Source organism: Kitasatospora sp. NPDC088346 (assembly GCF_044740765.1).
Classification (GTDB): domain Bacteria; phylum Actinomycetota; class Actinomycetes; order Streptomycetales; family Streptomycetaceae; genus Kitasatospora.
Genome location: NZ_JBIURH010000013.1, coordinates 85,719 through 104,186 on the forward strand (window position 1 = coordinate 85,719; position 18,468 = coordinate 104,186).

At 74.3% G+C, this 18,468-nt stretch carries 14 protein-coding genes and 2 pseudogenes; 10 read left to right on the forward strand and 6 right to left on the reverse strand.

The window, feature by feature from the left end; genetic code table 11:
- Window positions 1–25: 25 nt before the first annotated feature.
- Entirely contained in the window at window positions 26–514 is a 489-nt protein-coding gene (locus tag ACIOFR_RS19345; RefSeq protein ID WP_400998670.1) for a hypothetical protein, read from the reverse strand.
- Window positions 515–888: 374 nt separating this feature from the next.
- Here ACIOFR_RS19345 and ACIOFR_RS19350 point away from each other — a divergent pair, with 374 nt between their 5' ends.
- The 7 genes and pseudogenes from ACIOFR_RS19350 (at window position 889) to ACIOFR_RS19380 (ending at window position 9,352) form a co-directional block, all read left to right on the forward strand.
- A complete protein-coding gene (locus tag ACIOFR_RS19350) occupies window positions 889–1,056 on the forward strand; it encodes an SflA family class IV lanthipeptide (RefSeq protein ID WP_400998673.1) in 168 nt (55 codons plus the stop codon).
- 2 nt (window positions 1,057–1,058) lie between these two features.
- Window positions 1,059–3,668, forward strand: coding sequence for a class IV lanthionine synthetase LanL (lanL, locus tag ACIOFR_RS19355; RefSeq protein ID WP_400998676.1), 2,610 nt, complete (start codon window positions 1,059–1,061; stop codon window positions 3,666–3,668).
- 325 nt (window positions 3,669–3,993) lie between these two features.
- Window positions 3,994–4,836: pseudogene (locus ACIOFR_RS19360) on the forward strand (serine hydrolase domain-containing protein); the annotation flags it as partial.
- Between the two features lie 136 nt (window positions 4,837–4,972).
- Entirely contained in the window at window positions 4,973–5,527 is a 555-nt protein-coding gene (locus tag ACIOFR_RS19365; RefSeq protein WP_400998679.1) for a hypothetical protein, read from the forward strand.
- A 189-nt stretch (window positions 5,528–5,716) separates the two neighbouring features.
- Window positions 5,717–5,842: a hypothetical protein gene (locus ACIOFR_RS19370; protein ID WP_400998682.1), complete on the forward strand. Its 126-nt coding sequence runs from the start codon at window positions 5,717–5,719 to the stop codon at window positions 5,840–5,842.
- 94 nt (window positions 5,843–5,936) lie between these two features.
- Entirely contained in the window at window positions 5,937–6,770 is an 834-nt protein-coding gene (locus ACIOFR_RS19375) for a PIG-L family deacetylase (protein ID WP_400998684.1), read from the forward strand.
- Window positions 6,771–6,850: 80 nt separating this feature from the next.
- Window positions 6,851–9,352: an NACHT domain-containing protein gene (locus ACIOFR_RS19380; RefSeq protein ID WP_400998687.1), complete on the forward strand. Its 2,502-nt coding sequence runs from the start codon at window positions 6,851–6,853 to the stop codon at window positions 9,350–9,352.
- Between the two features lie 130 nt (window positions 9,353–9,482).
- On the opposite strand, the gene ACIOFR_RS19385 is transcribed toward ACIOFR_RS19380, so the two are convergent.
- Both ACIOFR_RS19385 and ACIOFR_RS19390 read right to left on the reverse strand, forming a co-directional pair.
- Entirely contained in the window at window positions 9,483–10,586 is a 1,104-nt protein-coding gene (locus ACIOFR_RS19385; RefSeq protein ID WP_400998890.1) for a chitinase, read from the reverse strand.
- A gap of 42 nt (window positions 10,587–10,628) precedes the next feature.
- Window positions 10,629–11,201 (reverse strand): annotated as a pseudogene (locus tag ACIOFR_RS19390) (carbohydrate binding domain-containing protein); the annotation flags it as partial.
- Window positions 11,202–11,418: 217 nt separating this feature from the next.
- Here ACIOFR_RS19390 and ACIOFR_RS19395 point away from each other — a divergent pair.
- Both ACIOFR_RS19395 and ACIOFR_RS19400 read left to right on the forward strand, forming a co-directional pair.
- Window positions 11,419–12,363, forward strand: a complete 945-nt coding sequence (locus ACIOFR_RS19395) for an endonuclease/exonuclease/phosphatase family protein (protein ID WP_400998690.1) — start codon at window positions 11,419–11,421, stop codon at window positions 12,361–12,363.
- 181 nt (window positions 12,364–12,544) lie between these two features.
- Complete coding sequence (locus ACIOFR_RS19400) at window positions 12,545–13,474, forward strand: MFS transporter (protein WP_400998693.1); 930 nt, start codon at window positions 12,545–12,547, stop codon at window positions 13,472–13,474.
- Here the strand turns inward: ACIOFR_RS19400 and ACIOFR_RS19405 are convergent.
- Entirely contained in the window at window positions 13,380–13,973 is a 594-nt protein-coding gene (locus ACIOFR_RS19405; protein WP_400998696.1) for a flavin reductase family protein, read from the reverse strand. The two genes, ACIOFR_RS19400 and ACIOFR_RS19405, sit on opposite strands and share 95 nt — an antisense overlap.
- A gap of 323 nt (window positions 13,974–14,296) precedes the next feature.
- Here ACIOFR_RS19405 and modA point away from each other — a divergent pair, with 323 nt between their 5' ends.
- Entirely contained in the window at window positions 14,297–15,145 is an 849-nt protein-coding gene (gene modA / locus ACIOFR_RS19410) for a molybdate ABC transporter substrate-binding protein (RefSeq protein WP_400998699.1), read from the forward strand.
- 33 nt (window positions 15,146–15,178) lie between these two features.
- On the opposite strand, the gene ACIOFR_RS19415 is transcribed toward modA, so the two are convergent.
- Window positions 15,179–15,886 (reverse strand): M24 family metallopeptidase, encoded by a 708-nt coding sequence (locus ACIOFR_RS19415; protein WP_400998702.1) that lies wholly within the window; start codon window positions 15,884–15,886, stop codon window positions 15,179–15,181.
- 167 nt (window positions 15,887–16,053) lie between these two features.
- A complete protein-coding gene (gene metE, locus ACIOFR_RS19420) occupies window positions 16,054–18,375 on the reverse strand; it encodes a 5-methyltetrahydropteroyltriglutamate--homocysteine S-methyltransferase (protein ID WP_400998705.1) in 2,322 nt (773 codons plus the stop codon).
- Between the last annotated feature and the right edge of the window lie 93 nt (window positions 18,376–18,468).

Below are 18,468 nucleotides of genomic sequence, written 5' to 3' on the forward strand. Positions count from 1 at the left end.
GGTCCGGGGGTGTCCCCGGGAGCGGTCAGCGCGGGTCCGCTCCCGGCCCGGTAGGGTGGTCGCCCGCTCCGATCGTCACCGGGCCGTCGAAGTCGCGGCCGATCACGCCGCCGTGGTTGGCGATGCCGCCGCCCGCGGTGACGCCGCTGTTCTCCGCGCGGACCGTCGCGCCCGGCAGTGGCGTCGGGCCCAGCGACTCCACCAGGGCGCGCAACTGCTCGGCGGCCGCGGCCTGTTCGGTACCGTCCAGGGTGTCGAGGAAGTCCTCCAGCCTGGTCTGCCAGGACACCTCCTGCCGGCCGGCCACGGCCGCCCGCTCCTCGGGGGACGCCTCCTCCAGGGCCCGGCCGGTCCGGTCGAGGCGTTCGAGGACGGCCCGTTCGGCCTCGGGCCGCCCGCGGCCGAGCAGCCGGGCGACCCGCTCCCGCACGCCCAGCCAGACGTCCGTACCGGCGGCCTGGACGATACCGGCCCCGCCCGCCCCCGCCAACGCGCTCAGCGCCTCCACCAGCACCTCGGACCCCCCTGTCGACCGGTGGGGCCCACGGGCTCGCCGGACAGGCTCGCCGGCCGGGCCCCGAGACCCCTCGTGCACCTGACGCCCATTCAACTCCACCTGCCACGACGGGCGGAAGAGCGCCGCCGCCCCGACACCGACCGGCGGGACACCCGCCACCCGGGGGCCGGCGGGCGGGGATCCAGGCCACACCCGCCACCCCTCCACAGATGTGTCCATCCTGTGCAACTCGCGCGTTCTGACCCCTTGTCAGGCCAATCATTCGAACCTACCTTCGGGGTTCAGGACCCCCCGGCCCCACCGGGCCCGGCGGTTCGCGGCGGCCGCAACCCGTGCCATCGCCGGAGCACGACACGACCTGGAGGCGTCACATGCCCGTAGCCCTGATGGACGAGATCCGCGACGCGGGTCCGCTGGTGGTCGACGACGAGACCATCGCTTTCGAGGACGACGACCGCAGCGACCACGACGCCACGGCGTGTCTCGCCGACCCGTGGGTGACCGCGACCACGCGCTTCGCCTGCGACCTCAACTCCTAGCGGTGACGGGGTCCGTCGCCGGCCGCAGCGGATGGTCCGACGACACCTGGTCGTACCTGAACGATCCGCGGATGCCGGCGACGGACCACGGCTGGAAGCTGCACGTCTCCGCCCGGCCCGGTGACCTCGCCGCCGTGACCGCCCTCGTCCTGCCGGTCCTGGAGCGGCACGTCTGCCACGCGAAGTGGGCCGGCAGCCCGGACGTCCTACGGGCGATCAACTCCGGCGCGTCGAGCGCGGGCGCCGTCGGGAAGGCCGTCACGGTCTACCCGGCGCCCGGCACCGTCGTCGGGCTCGCCCACGAACTCGTCGCCGTACTGCGCGGCCGGGAGGGCCCGCGGATCGTCAGCGACCGGCAGGTCGATCCCGACGCCCCCGTCTACTACCGCTACGGGCCCTTCACCGGCGACTACCGGACCGGCCGCAGCGGGCGGATCGAGTCGGTCATGGTCGGCCCGGACGGCCGGGCCTTCGACGGGCTGGCCGGCGGATCGTACCGGCGCCCGCCCTGGGCCGAGGACCCGTTCGAGAGCCGCCCCCGGCACGGCGGCCCACCGCACCCCTCCCCCGGCCTCGGCGGCGGACGCTACCGGGTGACCGGCGGCATCGCGCGCAAACCGCAGGGCAACGTCTACCGCGCCGTCGACCGGGCCACCGGGCTGCCGGTGGTCGTCAAGCAGGCGCGGGCCTTCGTGGCCGAGGACGAGTCCGGCGCGGACGCCCGCGACAGGCTGCGCAACGAGCGGACGGTCCTGACCGCACTCGCCGCCGTCGACGGGGTGCCGCGCGCCCTCGACTACTTCCGGCACCGCGCGGACGAGTACCTGGTGATGACCGGCTGCGGCGACCGGGACCTGCGGCGCGACGTCCACGAGAACGGCCCCTACCAGGACGACTACCAGGACGACCCGGCCCGGCCGTCGCGCACGCTGGCCGCCCTGGCCGCCCGGCTCCTCGCCGTCCTGGACGGCATCCACCGCCGGGGCGTGGTCGTCCGCGACCTCAAGCCGAACAACGTCGTGCTCGACGCCTCGGACCGGTGCCACGTGATCGACTTCGGGATCAGCGCGCTGGACGGCGCCGGGCCGGACGGCTCGACCCCCGGCTACAGCGACCCGGTCCGCCGCACGACCGGCCCGGCCGAACCCGCCGACGACTACTACGCCCTCGGCGCCACCCTGTGCTTCGCCGCCACCGGCATGGACCCGGTGGTCGTCGACCCCGACACCGCCGTCAACCGCGACCGCACCCTCGCCGGCCTGGCCTGGGCACTGCCCGACGACGGCCACCGGCGGATCCGGGCGGCGATCGCCGAGCTGATGAGCTTCGACCCGGCCGTACGGACCGCCGGCGCGCACCGGCTCCGTACGGCGCCGACCGGGCCGCCGGCGCCCGGCCCGGCGACCCGCACGCCCGGCCGGGCGACCCCCGCGGCTGGCCGGCCCCGCGTCGACGACGGCCTGCTCGCGGAGATCGTCGACCACACGACGGCGTACTGCGTCGACGAGGCCTACCGGATCGCCGACCCCGCGCTCGCCGCCCGCGCCGCCGTCCCGACACCGGTCGATCTCTACGGCGGGAGCTCCGGGCTCGGGCTGGAACTCCTGCACCACCTCCACCGCCCCGGGGTGCGGGAAGCCGTCGACGCCCTGGCGCAGTGGACGGCCGCCCGGCCGAGCAGGCTGTCACCCGGCTTCTACTCGGGCCGCACCGGCGTCGACCTCTTCCTCACCCGGGCCGCGGCCGCTCCGGACGCCAACGGCACGGGCACGGGCACGGCCGCAGCCGCCGCCGCAGCGGCGGTCCTGCCCGACCGGGGACCGGACGGCGGCGCACCGGAGGCGGACCAGATCGAAGGCGTCGCCGGGATCGGCACCGGGCACCTGCTGCTGGCCCGGCACGCCCTGGCGGACGGCGACCGCCCACGCGCCGACCGGCACCTCGCCGTCGCCGCCGAGTGCGCCCGGATGCTGGCCTCCGGCCGGGCCCGCCTCACGCCCGCGGGCGCCGACACCGCCGGCAGCGCAGCCCTGCACGAAGGACTCGCGCACGGCGAGGCCGGTGTCGCCTACTTCCTCCTGGAGTACGGGCACGCGACCGGGGACCCGGCCGCCGTCCGCCGCGCCGAGCGGGCCTGCGCGCGCCTCGCCGCCGTCACCCCGGGCATCGTCGCCGCGGCGACCCGCCCGGGAGCGACCCGCCGCTACGGCTCGTGGTGCCGGGGCCTCGCCGGGATCGGCGCGGTGCTCGTCCGCGCCGCCGACCGCCTCGGCGAACCCGGCCACCTCGCCCTCGCCCGGCACACCGCGCGCGCCTGCGCCGTACTGGCGCCGCGGATGCCGCTCACCAACCAGTGCTGCGGTCTGTCCGGGGTCGGCGACCTGATGGTGGACGTCGCCACGGCGTCCGGCGCCGAGGAGTTCTGGGACGCCGCCGGGACCGTCGCCGCGATCATCCTCAGCCGCAGCGGCGGCACCCCGTCCCGTCCGGCCTTCCCCGACGCCGGCCTGACCGGGTCGAGCGCCACCTGGGCCGGCGGCTCCGCCGGCGTGCTGTCCTTCCTCCGGCGGCTGCACCGGCGGGGCGGCCCGCGGATCGGCCTGCTCGACTGACCGTCACGGGACCGGCGGCGCCGGTCACCGCGGCCGCCGTGCCGCGCGCCCGTGCCCGCGCCCGCACCGGCGCCTGGAGGTGGCGGGTCGCCGTGGGCGCGGCCGTGCCGCTGATCGGATGAGGTTCGGGCCGGGAGGCGGAGTGTTCGGCGGGTCACCGTGGGCACGTGGATAGCGTGTCGGGGCGGCGTCGGCCGTGACCCAGGCGGTGGGTGCCGGCCCGGCTCGTTCCGGTGGCTTCTCCACCCGACAGCAGGTGAGGGGAACGCCGGTGGAGCTCGACAGCACGCACACCGTCCCGCCGGCCGGTACGACCCGCCGGACGGTGATCCGGGGGCTGACGGCGACCGGCCTGGCCGCCGGACTGGGCATCCGGCCGTCCCCGGCACGGGCGGCGGACACGCCGGACGAGTGGGACGGGTTCGCCGCCCGGGTACGGGACGAGTTCGCCGCCATGGGCCTGGTCGGCGCGGCGGTGGCCGTGGTCAGCAGCGACCGGGTGCTCCTGACCCTGCCGCTCGGCGTGCGCGACCTGGAGAGCCACGCGCCGGTCACACCGTCGACCCGGTTCCTGGTCGCCTCGACGACCAAGTCGATGACCTCGCTGCTCGCCGCGACCTACGTCGACCGGCGACAGCTGGCCTGGGACCAGCGGGCGGTCGAGGCCTGGCCGGGCTTCCGCGCCCCCACCGACGAACTGACCCGGTCCCTCCGGGTCCGCGACCTGCTGGGCATGGCGACCGGCATCGACGAGCCGCCGGCCCTGTCCGGCCTCCACGAGGGAGACCCGACCGCCCCCCAGTTGCTCCGCTCCCTGGTCACCCTTCCGGTGGCGGCGCCCCCGAACAGCGCCTACCTCTACAACAACACCGTGTACTCCGTCGGCGGCTACCTCCCGCTGCTCGCCACCGGCGTCTCCGGCGACGCCCTGACCGGCACGTTCGCCGACGAAATGCGGAGCCGGGTGTACGGGCCGGCCGGCATGACCGGCGCCCGCGTGGCGGACGACCCCCGCGGGCTGGTCACCGACTTCATGCGCGGTTCCGGCCCCGACCTCACCGCCGCCAACAGGCCGCTCGCCTACGGGCCGGTGGGCAGCTACGCCCCGGCCGGCGGCACCCTCGCCTCCCTCGACGACATGGCCGCCTACGTCCGCCTACGTCCGCCTGCAACTGCGGCGCGGCGTCTGCGTGGACGGCCGCCGGGTGGTGTCGGCCGAGAACCTCGCCGAATGCTGGAAGCCGCACATCCCGGTCCCCGTCTCCCCCGATCTCGATCCGGACGTCACCGCATCCGGATACGGAATGGGCTGGATCCGGAACCGGTTCTGCGACGGCACCTCGCTGGTCTGGCACAACGGCGGAATCGACGGCTTCACCTCGTACATCGGCTTCCTGCCCGAACACGACCTCGGGCTGGTCGTGCTGAACGCCATGAACCCGACCCCGACCGGGTCGTTCTTCTACCTCTACGTCCTCAACCTGCTGCTCGGCGAACGGTTCGGCCTCAACCGGGGCGTCCCCGCGAAGGTCCACGCCGGATACCTCGCGGCCGTCGAGGACCTGCGCGCCCTCGGGCGCCGGACGGCGCCGACCGACCCGGGCGCCACCGCGCCGTACCTGGGCCACTACGAGGGCGGATACCGACTCACCCGGGACGGCCGCGACCTGAACCTCCGCCTCGGCCCCAGGACCATGCCGCTCGGCGTCCTGCCCGACGGCGACCACGTGGTGACCGGCGGACTGCTGGTCGGGAACGGAGTCCGCCTCACCCGGGACGTCGACGGCACCCCCCGCATCGAGGTGGTCGGCTTCGAGACCGTCCGGCGCACCGTCGGGCCGGGCGCTCCCGGCGCCTGAGGTCGGCCGGGCCGGGCCGGGTAGGGTCGGCTCGGGTCGGGTCGGGTCGGGTCACCAGGGGGACGGTGCCGGTGTCGTCGAGGAGCCGACCGCTCGGGCCGTCGTCCGGCAGGGTCGCCGGCCTGATCGCGATCGCCACAGCAGCAGCGGCGGCAGCATCGCGTTGGTGACCCTGATCACGCCGAGGACGTGCGCCGGGACCTCGCGGCCGTACCGGTGCCGGACGCCCCGCACGTGACGACGGTGATCACCCGGCCGCCGGAGTCCCGCCTGCGGGCGGTCGCCGACCTGCTCCGCGTCGCGGCCCGGCCCTGAGCGCAGATCAGGAAGCGACAATAATACGGACCTTCGCCCGCCCGCGTACCGCAGACTCGGACCGAGCACGTTTCCGACCGGAGGATGGTTCTTCATGCTTGACCGGCCCTTGACCCTGATGGCGGTGCACGCCCACCCCGACGACGAAGCCACCGGAACGGGCGGTGTGCTGGCCCGTTACGCCGCGGAGGGCATCCGCACGGTCCTCGTCACCTGTACCGACGGCGGCTGCGGCGACGGACCCGACGGCGTCAAGCCGGGCGATCCCGGGCACGACCCGGCGGCCGTCTCCGTGATGCGCCGTCAGGAACTGCAGGCCAGCTGCGACGTGCTGGGGATCAGCCACCTGGAGCTGCTGGAGTACGCCGACTCCGGGATGATGGGCTGGCCGGCCAACGACGCACCCGGGTCCTTCTGGCGGACCCCGGTCGAGGAGGGCGCCGCCCGCCTCGCCGAACTGATGCACCGCTACCGGCCCGACGTCGTCGTGACCTACGACGAGAACGGCTTCTACGGCCACCCCGACCACATCCAGGCGAACCGCATCACCATGGCGGCCCTGGAGATCACCGGACACACGCCCAAGGTGTACTGGACCACCGCACCGCGCTCGATGATGCAGCGCTTCGGCGAGGTCATGCGGGAGTTCGGCGCCGACTGGGAGGAGCCGGATCCCGCGGAGGCCGCCGCGATGGCCGAGATCGGCCTCCCCGACGAGGAGATCACCACCTGGGTGGACACCACCGAGTTCGGTGGCCAGAAGTTCGACGCGCTCGCCGCGCACGCCAGCCAGGGCGAGAACATCTTCTTCCTAAAGATGGGCAAGGCGCGCTTCACCGAACTGATGGGCGTGGAGACCTTCGTCCGTGTGCAGGACACCACCGACGCCCCCGTCCCCGAGAACGACCTCTTCGCCGGCCTGCGCTGACCCCCACCCCGCCGCCGCGGCCGCGACCCGCTCGACCGGGTCCGGCCACGGCCGGCCGACGGCGTTGACATCATGTCGGGATGACCGACTCGGTGCACAACAACGTCAACGGCGGGCAGGCGGGGACCGTGGTGCAGGCGCAGAACGTCACGCTCGTGACGGCTGCCCCTCCCGCTCCCGACCCGCCCGCCGAGGACGAGCTGGCCGACATGGTCCGCCGGCAGTGGGACGACGAGGCCAACGTCCGGGGCCTCACCGGCTCCGCGCCGATGGCCGTGCAGTGGGACACGCGGCAGCTCCCCGCCGGCGTTCCGTCCCGGGCCTCGGGCGAACGGGTCGGACTGGACGACGTGCTCGCCGGGATCAGGGCGCTCACGCCGATCCGGCTCGTCGTCACCGGTCCGGGCGGAGCCGGAAAGTCGTCGCTGGCGGTGCTCCTGGTGCGCGAGCTGCTGAAGCACCGGCGCTCCGGGGAGCCCGTTCCCGTGCTGCTCTCCCTCTCCGACTGGAATCCCGGCAGGACGGAGAGCCTGGAGTCCTGGATCGTCAGACGCATCAGGGAGGACTACGGGGAACTCGCGACCCGCGCCGGCGAGAGCAGGGTGGAGTCGCTGGTGACCGGCGGGGGAATCGTCCCCCTCCTGGACGGCCTCGACGAACTCATGTCCGTCCCCGGCCCCACGGTCGCGGACGAGATCGACCGGTGGCGCGCGGATCCCGAGGTGCCCCTGGTGCTGCTGTCCCGGCCGGAAGCCGTCGACGCCGCCCTCTCCCCGACCTCGGAACTGCGGAACATCCCGGTACTCCGAGCCTGCCCGGTGTCGCCGGACGCGGGCCTGGACTACCTCGCCGCGAGGTGCGATCACGCCGGACACCCGGCCTGGGAAGCGGTCTTCGAGGAGACGGCCCGAGATCCCGGCGGTCACCTGGCCACTGCGCTGTCCTCACCCCTGATGCTGTGGCTCGCGTCGAAGGTGTACGCGCACGGGGCCGGCAGCCCTCACGAACTGCTGGACTCCGCCAGGTTCCCGGCCCGCGAGGACATCGAGGGTCACCTCCTCGACGAGCTGCTCCCGGCCCTCTACGCGCAGGGCCCGGCTCCGACCTCCGTACCGAACCCCGTCCGCCGGTGGGGCGTGGAGCGAGCCCGGGCGTACCACCGCCACCTGGCCGACCGGTCGATCCGCAACCGGACCCAGGACATCGCCTGGTGGCACCTGCGCGCCGCACTGACCGGGTCCGTCGTCTGGGGCGGGATCGTCCTGACGGCCGTGGGGCTCTGGGGGACCGTGGGGAGTTACGCGGCGGCCGCGCTGGTCGCCCTCGCCGGGCGCTTCTGGGACCAGCCGGCGTTCGGGCCGGCCGTCGAGGCGATCAACCTCGTGGCCGCACTGGCGACCGTCGCCACGGTCCTCGAACGGTCCGCCGCCCACCATCTGTTCATCGGCCTCGACGACCGTCCCCGGAGACCGGCCGACCTCCGGGTCCGGATCCTCATGACCGCATTGGCCACCGTCCTGGCCGGCACCGCAGCGGTCGTCGCGAGCGGCGTCCCGGCCGTCGTGGTCGGGATCGCCCTGCCCGCGTTCTCGGGCGTCCTCCTGACGCGGCAGGCGGAGCACGACACGGCCACCAACCCCCGGCTGCTGCTCGCCGACGAGCGGCGGATCGCCCTGACCGAGGCGACGCTCGTCGCACCGCTCGTCGCCGGAACCCTGGTGCTGTTCTTCCCCTGGACCCACAGCCGGCCGCTGCTCGCCGCCGGGGCCTTCGCCATCGCCTGGTCGTGTTCGGCCCTGGTCCTGGTCGCCATGGGCCGATGGGGGCGCTGGACCGCCACCCGGCTCGAACTGGCGGCACGCGGACGCCTTCCGTGGGACGTGATGACCTTTCTGGAGGACGCCCACCGGCTGGGCCTGCTCCGCCAGGTCGGCGGCGTCCACCAGTTCCGGCACGCGGCACTGCGGTGGCGACTCGGCGGTGCGGGCCGCGGGCGGGTCGCGGCCGCCGGGCCGCCGCCCGCGGTCGTTCTGCGCAGCAGTGCCCACACCCTCCCGGCGCTGGGGCGGGGCATGCTCGGCCTGATGATTCCCGTGGTCGCGTTCCTCGTGATCGTGTCACCGCTCATCACCCGGGGCACCTACCGCGCCGACTGGCAGCAGAGTTGGGATCTGCTGGTCCGCTCGCGTCGGCAACTCGGCGCACTGGTGATCGTCCTCGGCCTCGGCTCGGTGGCCCTTCGGGCGGTGGCGACGAAGCTGAGGGTCGATGCCGACGCGATCGAACTCGTCAGGGGCCGCCCGCTGCGGTTCCGCTGGGACGAGGTCGTCGAGGTGCGGATCCACGCGGTCGAGAGCGCCCTCCTGCCGACCCGGTTCCACCTGGAGCTGCTGCCGGGGCCCGGCCGCGACGCGCCGAGGTCGCTCAGCCGGTGCGACGGCTGGGTGCGTCTGTGGGATCTCGGCTCCACCGACACGCCGCCGCCCGCGCTCGACGCGGCCCTCACCCACTTCGCCGGTCACCGCTGGACCGGCACCGCCACCGCCACCGGGCCCGGGCCCGGCCATCACCGGAGTCCGTGAGCGCACTCGCCCGGTGCAGCGGGTTCCGGTCCCGACGACCCGCGCCCCGGCTCGGCCCGGGGCAGGTCCGGTCGGGGGGACCGGTTGCGGATGCGGGGCCGTGCGGCGGGGCGCGGGGCGTCAGGGGCGGTCAGCGGCCCTGGAGGGACTTGACGTTGTCACCGAAGGTCCAGCCCTTGGAGCCGTCCCAGTTGACCGACCAGGTCATGAGGCCCTTCAGCGAGCCGCCGAAGGCGTTCCACGACTCACCGACCAGGCTCGGCGCCAGGTAGCCGCCACCGGCACCGGGCTGGGCCGGGAGGCCGGGCACCTGCTTGTCGTACGGGACCTTGACGGTGGTGCCCTGGACGGTCAGGCCGTTGTTCAGGCAGGTGGTCTGCGCGGTGAAGCCCTGGACGGTGCCGGCCTGGTAGGAGTCACCGGAGCAGCCGTACATGCTGCCGTTGTAGTACTGCATGTTCAGCCACCACAGGCGGCCGTTGTCGGTGTACTTCTTGATGATCGGCAGGTAGGCGCCCCAGATCGACCCGTAGGTGACGCTGCCGCCGGTGACGTACGCGGTCTCGGGGGCCATGGTGAGGCCGAAACCGGCCGGCATCTGGGCGAGGACGCCGTCGATGATGCGGATCAGGTTGGACTGGGAGGCCGACAGCGTGGTGATGGTGCCGCTTCCGGACAGGCCGGTCTCGATGTCGATGTCGATGCCGTCGAAGTTGTACTTCCTGAGGATCGGCACGACGGTCGCCACGAACCTGTCGGCGACGGTGCTGGAGCTCAGGTCGATGCCTGCGGCGGCGCCGCCGATCGACATCAGGAGCGTCGCCCCGGCCGCCTTGGCCCGGCACATCTCGGCAGGGGTCGAGACCTTGACGCCGGCGTCCATGCCGTCCTGCCACAGGACGGTGCCGTCCGAGAGGATCACCGGAAAGGCTGCGTTGATGACGTTGTAGCCGTGCGCGGCGATCCGGCTGTCGGTGATGGGGACCCAGCCCATGCCGGGGTGGACGCCGTTGGCGGCGCCGTCCCAGTTCTCCCAGTACCCCTGAAGGACCTTGCCCGAAGGCCTCGGCTTCGTGGGGCAGGTGTCGCCCGGCGGCGTGGTGGTGGGCGGGGTACTGGTGGGCGGGTTGCTGGTCGGCGGGGCGGTCGTCGGCGGGGTGCTGGTGGGCGGGGCGGTCGTCGGCGGGGTGGCGGTCGGCGAGGGGCTGCCACCGCCGGGGCCGGTGAGCGACACGTCGTCCGCGTAGTAGGCGGGCTGCCCGTACCAGCCGTGCAGGTAGAGGGTCACCGAGGTGGTGTTCGACCCGGTGGTGAAGCCGACGCTGAGCTGGCTGTACGACGCGCTGTTCGGCGTCCAGGTGGACGGGGCGGTGGTGATGCCGGTGCCGGTGGCGCCCAGGTAGACGTAGCTGCCCTGGACGTAAGCGCTCAGCGTGTACTGGGAGTTGGGCTGCACGCTGACGGTCTGGGTGCACTGCGCGTTGTCCTGGCCGCTCGGCGTGGCCTTGAGCGCTGCGGCACCGGAGCGGACCGGGCTGCTGACGGCCGTTCCGGAGCCGCCGGAACAGGACCAGCCGGAAAGTCCGTCCTCGAAGCCGGAGTTGACCACCAGGTTGGTGGTGGCGGCCCCGGCCGTGACGGAGCCGGCGACGGCGATGCCGGCACCGATGACGGCTGCGGCGCTCACCCAGGCGAGGGCGCGCCGTACCGGGGTCGGCCCGTGCGAGGCGTGGCCGGGCCGGTTCCGCCGCCCTGCGCGTTCCAGAACTACGCGCTCTGGCTGTGGAGTTCCCGCGCCCGGGTGGACGTCGACCGGCGGACGTGGGGTGCGCGACCTACGACGGAACATGCTGCGTTCCCTTCCCGCCGAGCGCCGTGGAGATGACCGACGCGTGGGGGCGTGACGCCCGGCTCTGGGTGAGGTGGGGACATGTGGGGATGTACCGAGACCGGATCGTAGGAGCGACGACCGGGCCCGTCAATAGGTCTGGACCAATTGCGGGAGGTGTGGACCGGACCGGATCCACCCCACCCGTCCGACGCACCACCTCATGTACCGTCAGACCGTGACCGACTCCGCCCCGGTGCGTCTGGCGACCTTCAACGTCCTGCACGGGCGGCAGATCGGTGCCGACGGCCGCCCTTCACCGACCGCCGCCGCCACCGCCGCCCTCCCCCCGCTCACCGACGCCGTCGCCGCCCTGGACGCCGACGTGATGGCGCTGCAGGAACTCGACCGCTTCCAGGAGCGGTCGGGACGGGTCGACCAGGCCCGGGCGATCGCCGAGGCGACCGGTGCCGCGGACTGGCGCTACGCCTCGGCGTTCCACGCCCGGTCCTCGCCGGGCCGGACCTGGATCCGCGACCGGTCCGAACCCGGGCTGCGGGTGTACGGCCCGCAGGGCGCCGGACACGACGGGGAGGTCCCCTCGCACGGCGTCGCCCTGCTGTCCCGACTGCCGGTACGCAGTTGGCGCGCCCGACGGTTCGCCGCACCTCCGCTCGCCCTGCCGCTGCCGGTGGCCGGACGGACGGGCCTCACGGTGATCCGTGACCATCCGCGCGCGGCGCTGGCCGCCGTACTGGAGGGTCGGCGCGGCCCGTTCACGGCAGTGGCGCTGCACCTGTCGTTCGTCCCGGGGTGGAACGTCCGCCAGCTCCTCGCCGTGCACCGCTGGATCGCCGACCTGCCCCGGCCGCACCTCCTCCTGGGCGACTTCAACCTCGTCGGCGCCCTTCCCGCGGCCACCCTCGGCGCGGCCGACCTGCTCTCCCCGGGGAGGGCGAGGGCATCCCGCCCCGACTGGCGCGACCTGGTCCGTGTCCCGACCTTCCCGTCGCACCGGCCGCGGGTCCAGCTCGACCACGTCCTCGCGGCCGGCCTCGGGCCGCACCGGCCGACGCCGGTACGGGCGCAGGCGCGGCAGGCCCGGCACCTGCGGCAGGCGCAGCAGGCGCCCAGGACGCCGATCTCGGACCACCGACCGCTGGTGGTCGAGCTGCCGCTGTAGTTCCGCGCGGCAGGTCTCCCCCGAATGGACGAACCCTGCTGGGCAGGACGACCGGTCGCCCCCGACGATGGCGACAGCGAGTGACCCCGGGCCCGTGCAGGACGGGCCCGGCTGCCCGCACCGGCTCGGGAGCCCGCACGACCCGGGCGGACGCACGACCCGGGCGAGCGGAGGGGAGAGCATGGGAACGGACGCCGACCCGGCAGCAGTTCCGGCCCGAGCCGCCACCGGAGTGCTGGCCGCCACCTGCGTCTCCGCCTTCGTCGTGAACGCCAACACCTCTGCGGTCAGCATCCTGCTCCCCGCGATCAGCGAGGACACCGACACCTCCCTGGCCACCCTGCAGCGGGCCGTGACCGGCTACTCCCTGGTCGGTGCGGCCGTCATCGTCACCTCCGGCGCCCTGGGCGACATCTTCGGGCGGCGCCGGCTCTTCATCGGCGGGCTGCTGCTGTTCGTGGCGTCCTGCGTGCTGATCGCCCTGGCCAACAGCGGCGGGGCGGTGATCGCCGGCCGCGCGGTCCAGGGCGCGGCCGGTTCGACGATCCTGGCGTGCGGGCCCAGCCTGCTGTCGGCGGGCGTCTCCGGTGAGGCACAGATGCGCTCGGTGTCGCTCTGGGGCGCGGCCTCGGCCGCGGGCGCGGCGGCCGGGCCGCTGCTCGGTGGTGTGCTCGTCGACGTGACCGGTTGGCAGGGGCTGTTCTGGATCGCTCGGTCCGCGTCCACCACCAGAGTGCGGGGGCGGCATCGGCGGACGCGCTGGCGATCGGGTTCTCCCGAGCGGCCATCGGACTCGCGCTGTTCTGCGCCTTCGGCATCGCCCTGGCGCTCCTGGTCGGGCGGATCCGCCCGCCCGCTCCGCCGTCGGCCACCCACTACGCCGCCGCCGGCTCCCACACCGTACCGCCCAGGGCCGAGCACGCGAACGGCCCGGAGTCCTAGGGTCACCCCCTTCACGGGCCCCGGGCGGCGGCCTGTGGGTGCCGGGCCGGGGGCCCGGCGGTGCGCGGACGTGGCTACGGCCGGTACGGGACCCGGGCGATCGAGCGGATGCCGGCGGTGGTGCCCCACTGGTCCCGGCCGAGCCGGGAGAGCGGGCGCATCCTGGTGATCTCGGGGTGGCCGTCCGTCAGCACCGACGCGTCGACGGCCGCGTGCACCACCCGGCCGAGGACGAGCGTCGAGTCGCCGAGCCGGACGGTGCTGTGCAGCCGGCACTCCAGTGCGACCGGCGAGGCCGCCACCCGGGCCGGCTTGACCAGCAGGGACGGCTCGCGCTCGATCCCCACGGCGTCGAACTCTCCCTGGTCGGAGGGGAAGTCCGTACCGGTCGCGTTGATCTGCTCGAACATCTCCTCGGGGGCCATGCTGACCACGAACTCGCCGGTCGCCTCGACGTTGCGCAGGGTGTCCTTGCGGCCGACCGAGGTGAACTGGACGATCGGCGGCGCCACGCAGGAGATGCTGAAGAAGGAGTGCGGCGCGAGGTTGTCCACCCCCGTCGCCGACACGGTGGAGACCCAGGCGATCGGTCGGGGCACCACGACGGCGGTGAGCAGCCGGTAGAACTCGTCACGGCCCACGGTCTCGGGATCGAAGTCAACGCGCATGTCGGCCAGTATCCATGATCACGAACGCCGCGAATCCCCGCAGCCGGATCGGGCCGGGACCGCAGCCCGGCCAAACCGCTCGATCCGGTGAACCGGGTGCGGCCCAGGTCGACGGTCCCGGCGGGGCCCGGCCGTCGGGGCCCGGCCGTCGCGGCCGCGGCCCGACGGCGGCGGGGCCCTGCCGCCGGTGCGTCGGCGGCGCGGAGCAATCGCTCACACCATCGGGCGAATGCCAGCCGAACACGGCGTTCGCCCTGGCAGATGCAAGGCTAGGCTCGCCGCACTGCGCACCGACCGGTGCCGTGACCGCCGGGGAGAACCCAGTGCCGACCCGTACCGTCCACCGCCGGACGATGCAGTTGGTGAGCGGCTGCGCCGCCGCCGTCCTGGCGCTCAGCGCCTGCTCCTCCGGCTCCTCCGGTTCCTCCGGTTCCGGCAGCCCGAGCGGGTCCGGAACCTCGGCCCCGGCCCCGGCCCCGGCCGCGACCGCGAGCGTCAGCGGGACGGTGACGGTCGTCGCCGCCGCGTCCCTCAAGGAGGCGTTCACGGCGATCGGCGCGCAGTTCGAGGCGGCGCATCCCGGGACGAAGGTGGTCTTCAACTTCGCGGGCAGCGACGCCCTCGCGGCGAGCATCGTGAACGGCGCCCCGGCCGACGTCTTCGCGGCCGCCAGCCCGGCCACCATGAAGACGGTCACGGACGGGGGCGATGCGGTGGGCACCCCGGCGACCTTCGTCCGCAACCAGCTGGAGATCGCCACCGTGCCGGGCAACCCCCGGCACATCGCCTCCCTCCAGGACCTCGCCCCGCCCGGCCTGAAGGTCGTGCTGTGCGCACAGGAGGTGCCCTGCGGGACCGCGGCGCAGAAGGCCCTGGCGGCCGGCAACGTCCAGGTGACACCGGTCAGTTACGAACAGGACGTCAAGGCCGCCCTGACCAAGGTCGAGCTCCGGGAGGCGGACGCCTCGCTCGTCTACCGGACCGACGTGAAGTCCGCGGCGGGCAAGGTCGACGGGGTCCCCTTCCCCGAGGCCTCCTCCGCCGTCAACGACTACCCCATCGCCACCCTCACCCACGCGCCCAACACCGCCGGCGCCGAGGCGTTCGTCGCGCTGGTGCAGTCCCCCGACGGGCAGAAGGTCCTCACGGACGCCGGCTTCCTCAGCGCCTGAGCCGGGCCGCCGGGCCCACCGGCGGCCGGGCACTCACGCCAGGTCGAGCAGTTGCTCGTGGAAGCCGCCGAACCCGCGCTGCCGGTCGACCAGGTGCAGTTCCAGGATCCAGTGGCAGACCCGGCCCGCCCGGTCGGTACGGCGCAGCGGGGTGTCGTTGTCGGGGGTGATGTAGGAGTCGGCCCTGGCCCCGTCGTTGGTCTCGTGGGGGAACTCGCCGACCAGGTGGCCGGCGTGCCAGATGCCGATGGTCCAGCCGGCCTCCGCCGCGAGCCGCTCGACCTCGCCGAACAGCCGCCGGCCGGTGATCTCCGGGTCGGCGGCGAAGGCGTCCCGTCCGGCGTCGAAGATCCGCGGGAGGTCGCGGAGGAGGCGGTGCTTGTCGGGATCGTCCCCGAAGACGTAGGTGCGACCGAAGTCCGCCTCGTACTCCTCGAAGATCGGGCCGAAGTCGGCGAAGGCGATGTCGTCCGGGCCGATGACGCGGTCCGGCGGGTTGTCCTTGTACGGGGCGAGGGTGTTGGGCCCGGAGCGGATGATCCGCTTGTGCCAGTGCTTGGTGGTGCCGAACATCTCGTTGGCCAGGTCCCGGATCCGGTCGCTCGCCTCGCGCTCGCCCACGCCCGGTGCGACCAGGCCGCGCGCCTCGGCCTCGGCGAACAGCGCGATCGCCTTCCGCTGCGCCGCCACCAGCCCCTCGGCGCGCCGGGCCTCCCGCAGGCCGGAGTCGTCAGCCGTCATGTCGTGCACCCCCTTCCGCTCCTCGCGGCGGTCGTCCCCCCGCATCCGCCATGGAAATTACCCGATCTTGGTCGCAGCTGCACGGTGGTGGCGGCGATCGACGCGTGACGCCGTCGGGCCGGGGCGGGTGCATCGGCACGTCGCGCCCGACCCGGCCCGACGGGGTGTCAGCCCGCGAGTTCCTCGCGGAGGGTGCGGGCGGCGGCGACCAGGTTCTCCAGCGAGGTGCGGGCCTCGGGCCAGCCGCGGGTCTTCAGGCCGCAGTCGGGGTTGACCCACAGCCGCTCGGCCGGGATGGCCGCCAGGCCGGCGCGGAGCAGGGCGGCGGCCTCCGCGGTGCTCGGCACCCGCGGCGAGTGGATGTCGTAGACCCCGGGGCCGACCTCGCGCGGGTAGCCCGCCGCGGCCAGTTCGTGGGCGACCTCCATGTGCGAGCGGGCCGCCTCCAGCGAGATCACGTCGGCGTCGAGCTCGTCGATCGCGGTCATGATCGCACCGAACTCGGCGTAGCACATGTGCGTGTGGATCTGGGTGTCCGCGCGCACCCCGGAGGTGGAGAGCCGGAACGCCCGGGTGGCCCAGTCCAGGTACGCCGCCCGGTCGGCGGCCCGCAGCGGGAGGGTCTCGCGCAGCGCGGGTTCGTCGACCTGGATCACGGCGGCGCCGGCGGCTTCCAGGTCGTCCACCTCGTCGCGCAGGGCGAGGGCGACCTGCCGTGCGGTGTCGCCGAGGGGCTGGTCGTCGCGGACGAAGGACCAGGCGAGCATGGTGACCGGGCCGGTGAGCATGCCCTTGACCGGACGGTCGGTCAGGTCCTGGGCGTAGCGGTACCAGTCGACGGTCATCGGGTGCGGGCGGGAGATGTCGCCGGCCAGCACCGGCGGGCGCACGTACCGGGTCCCGTACGACTGGACCCAGCCCTGCTGCGTGGCGAGGTAACCGGTGAGCTGCTCGGCGAAGTACTGCACCATGTCGTTGCGTTCGGGCTCGCCGTGCACCAGGACGTCCAGGCCCGCCTTCTCCTGGTAGGCGATCACCTCGCGGACCTCGGCGCGCATCCGCTCGCGGTAGCCCTCCCGGTCGATCCGGCCGGCTCGCAGGTCGGCGCGGGCCACCCGCAGCTCGGCGGTCTGCGGGAAGGATCCGATGGTGGTGGTGGGCAGCAACGGCAGTCGGAGGCGCGCCCGTTGGGCCGAGGCGCGCTCGGGGTACGCCTGGGCGCGGCGGGCGTCGGCGGTGGTGGTGGCCGCGACCCGCGCGCGGACGGCCGGGTCGTGGGTGAGCGCGGAGGCGGCCCGGGAGGCCAGGTCGGCGCGGTTGGCGGCGAGTTCGGCGCCGATCACGTCGGTGCCCTCGCGCAGGCCCCGGGTGAGGGTGGCGATCTCGGCCGTCTTCTGCCGGGCGAAGGCGAGCCACCGGGCCACCTGCGGGTCGAGGTCGCGTTCGGCGGTGGCGTCCAGCGGGACGTGCAGCAGCGAGCAGGAGGGGGCGACGTCGACCCGGCCGGCGAGGCCGAGCAGCGTGGCCAGGGTGGTGAGGGACCTCTCCAGGTCGTTGATCCAGATGTTGCGGCCGTCCACCACGCCGGCGATCAGCCGCTTGCCGGGCAGCCCGCCGACGGCGGCGAGGTCGGCGAGGTTCGCGGCGGCGGGGCCGGTGAAGTCCAGGCCGACGCCCTCGATCGGGGCCCTGGCGAGGACCTTCAGCGCCTCGCCGGCCCGGTCGAAGTAGGTCGCCACCAGGATGCTCGGCCGGTCGGTGAGCGCGCCGAGTTCGCGGTAGACCCGTGCGGCGGCGCCCAGTTCGGCCGGGGTGCGGTCCTGGACGAGGGCGGGCTCGTCCAGCTGGACCCACTCGGCGCCGGCCGCGCGCAGGTCCGCGAGCAGGTCGGCGTAGACGGGCAGCAGCCGGTCGAGCAGGGTGACCGGCTGGAAGTCGGCGGCCGTGCCGGGCGCGGGCTTGGCGAGCAGCAGGTAGGTCAGCGGGCCGACCAGCACCGGGCGGGCGCGGTGGCCGAGGAGCAGCGCCTCGCGCAGCTCGGACACCGCCTTGGCGGAGTTGGCGGCGAAGACCGTGTCCGGGCCCAACTCCGGCACCAGGTAGTGGTAGTTGGTGTCGAACCACTTGGTCATCTCCAGCGGCGCCACGTCCTGGGTGCCGCGGGCCATGGCGAAGTAGCCGTCCAGCGGGTCGGCGTCCACGGCGGCGCGGTGGCGCGGCGGGATCGCGCCGACGGCGACGGTGGTGTCCAGCACGTGGTCGTAGAGCGAGAAGTCGCCGGTGGGAACCTCGGTGACGCCGGCCTCGGCCAGCCGCCGCCAGTTGTCGCGGCGCAGCCCGGCGGCGGTGGAGCGCAGGTCTGCGGCGGTGACGCGGCCGGCCCAGTAGCCCTCGACCGCCTTCTTCAGCTCCCGGTTCGGGCCCTGCCTCGGGTAGCCGTACACGGTGGCCTGCGGGCTTGCCTGCGGGGTGGTGGAGCTCGATGACACGGAACTCTCCTTCGCGAGTCGCGTTGCGATCCCGGGAGAGCACGGAGGCACGGGGGTACGAGGGTGGGGGCGCGGCACCACCGGGTGCCCGCC

Coding starts and splice junctions, on each gene's coding strand:
- ACIOFR_RS19350 (WP_400998673.1), top strand. CDS start 889: ATGCCCGTAGCCCTGATGGACGAGATCCGCGACGCGGGTCCGCTGGTG.
- ACIOFR_RS19365 (WP_400998679.1), top strand. CDS start 4,973: ATGGGCTGGATCCGGAACCGGTTCTGCGACGGCACCTCGCTGGTCTGG.
- ACIOFR_RS19375 (WP_400998684.1), top strand. CDS start 5,937: ATGCTTGACCGGCCCTTGACCCTGATGGCGGTGCACGCCCACCCCGAC.
- ACIOFR_RS19380 (WP_400998687.1), top strand. CDS start 6,851: ATGACCGACTCGGTGCACAACAACGTCAACGGCGGGCAGGCGGGGACC.
- ACIOFR_RS19400 (WP_400998693.1), top strand. CDS start 12,545: ATGGGAACGGACGCCGACCCGGCAGCAGTTCCGGCCCGAGCCGCCACC.
- ACIOFR_RS19405 (WP_400998696.1), bottom strand. CDS start 13,973: ATGCGCGTTGACTTCGATCCCGAGACCGTGGGCCGTGACGAGTTCTAC.
- ACIOFR_RS19415 (WP_400998702.1), bottom strand. CDS start 15,886: ATGACGGCTGACGACTCCGGCCTGCGGGAGGCCCGGCGCGCCGAGGGG.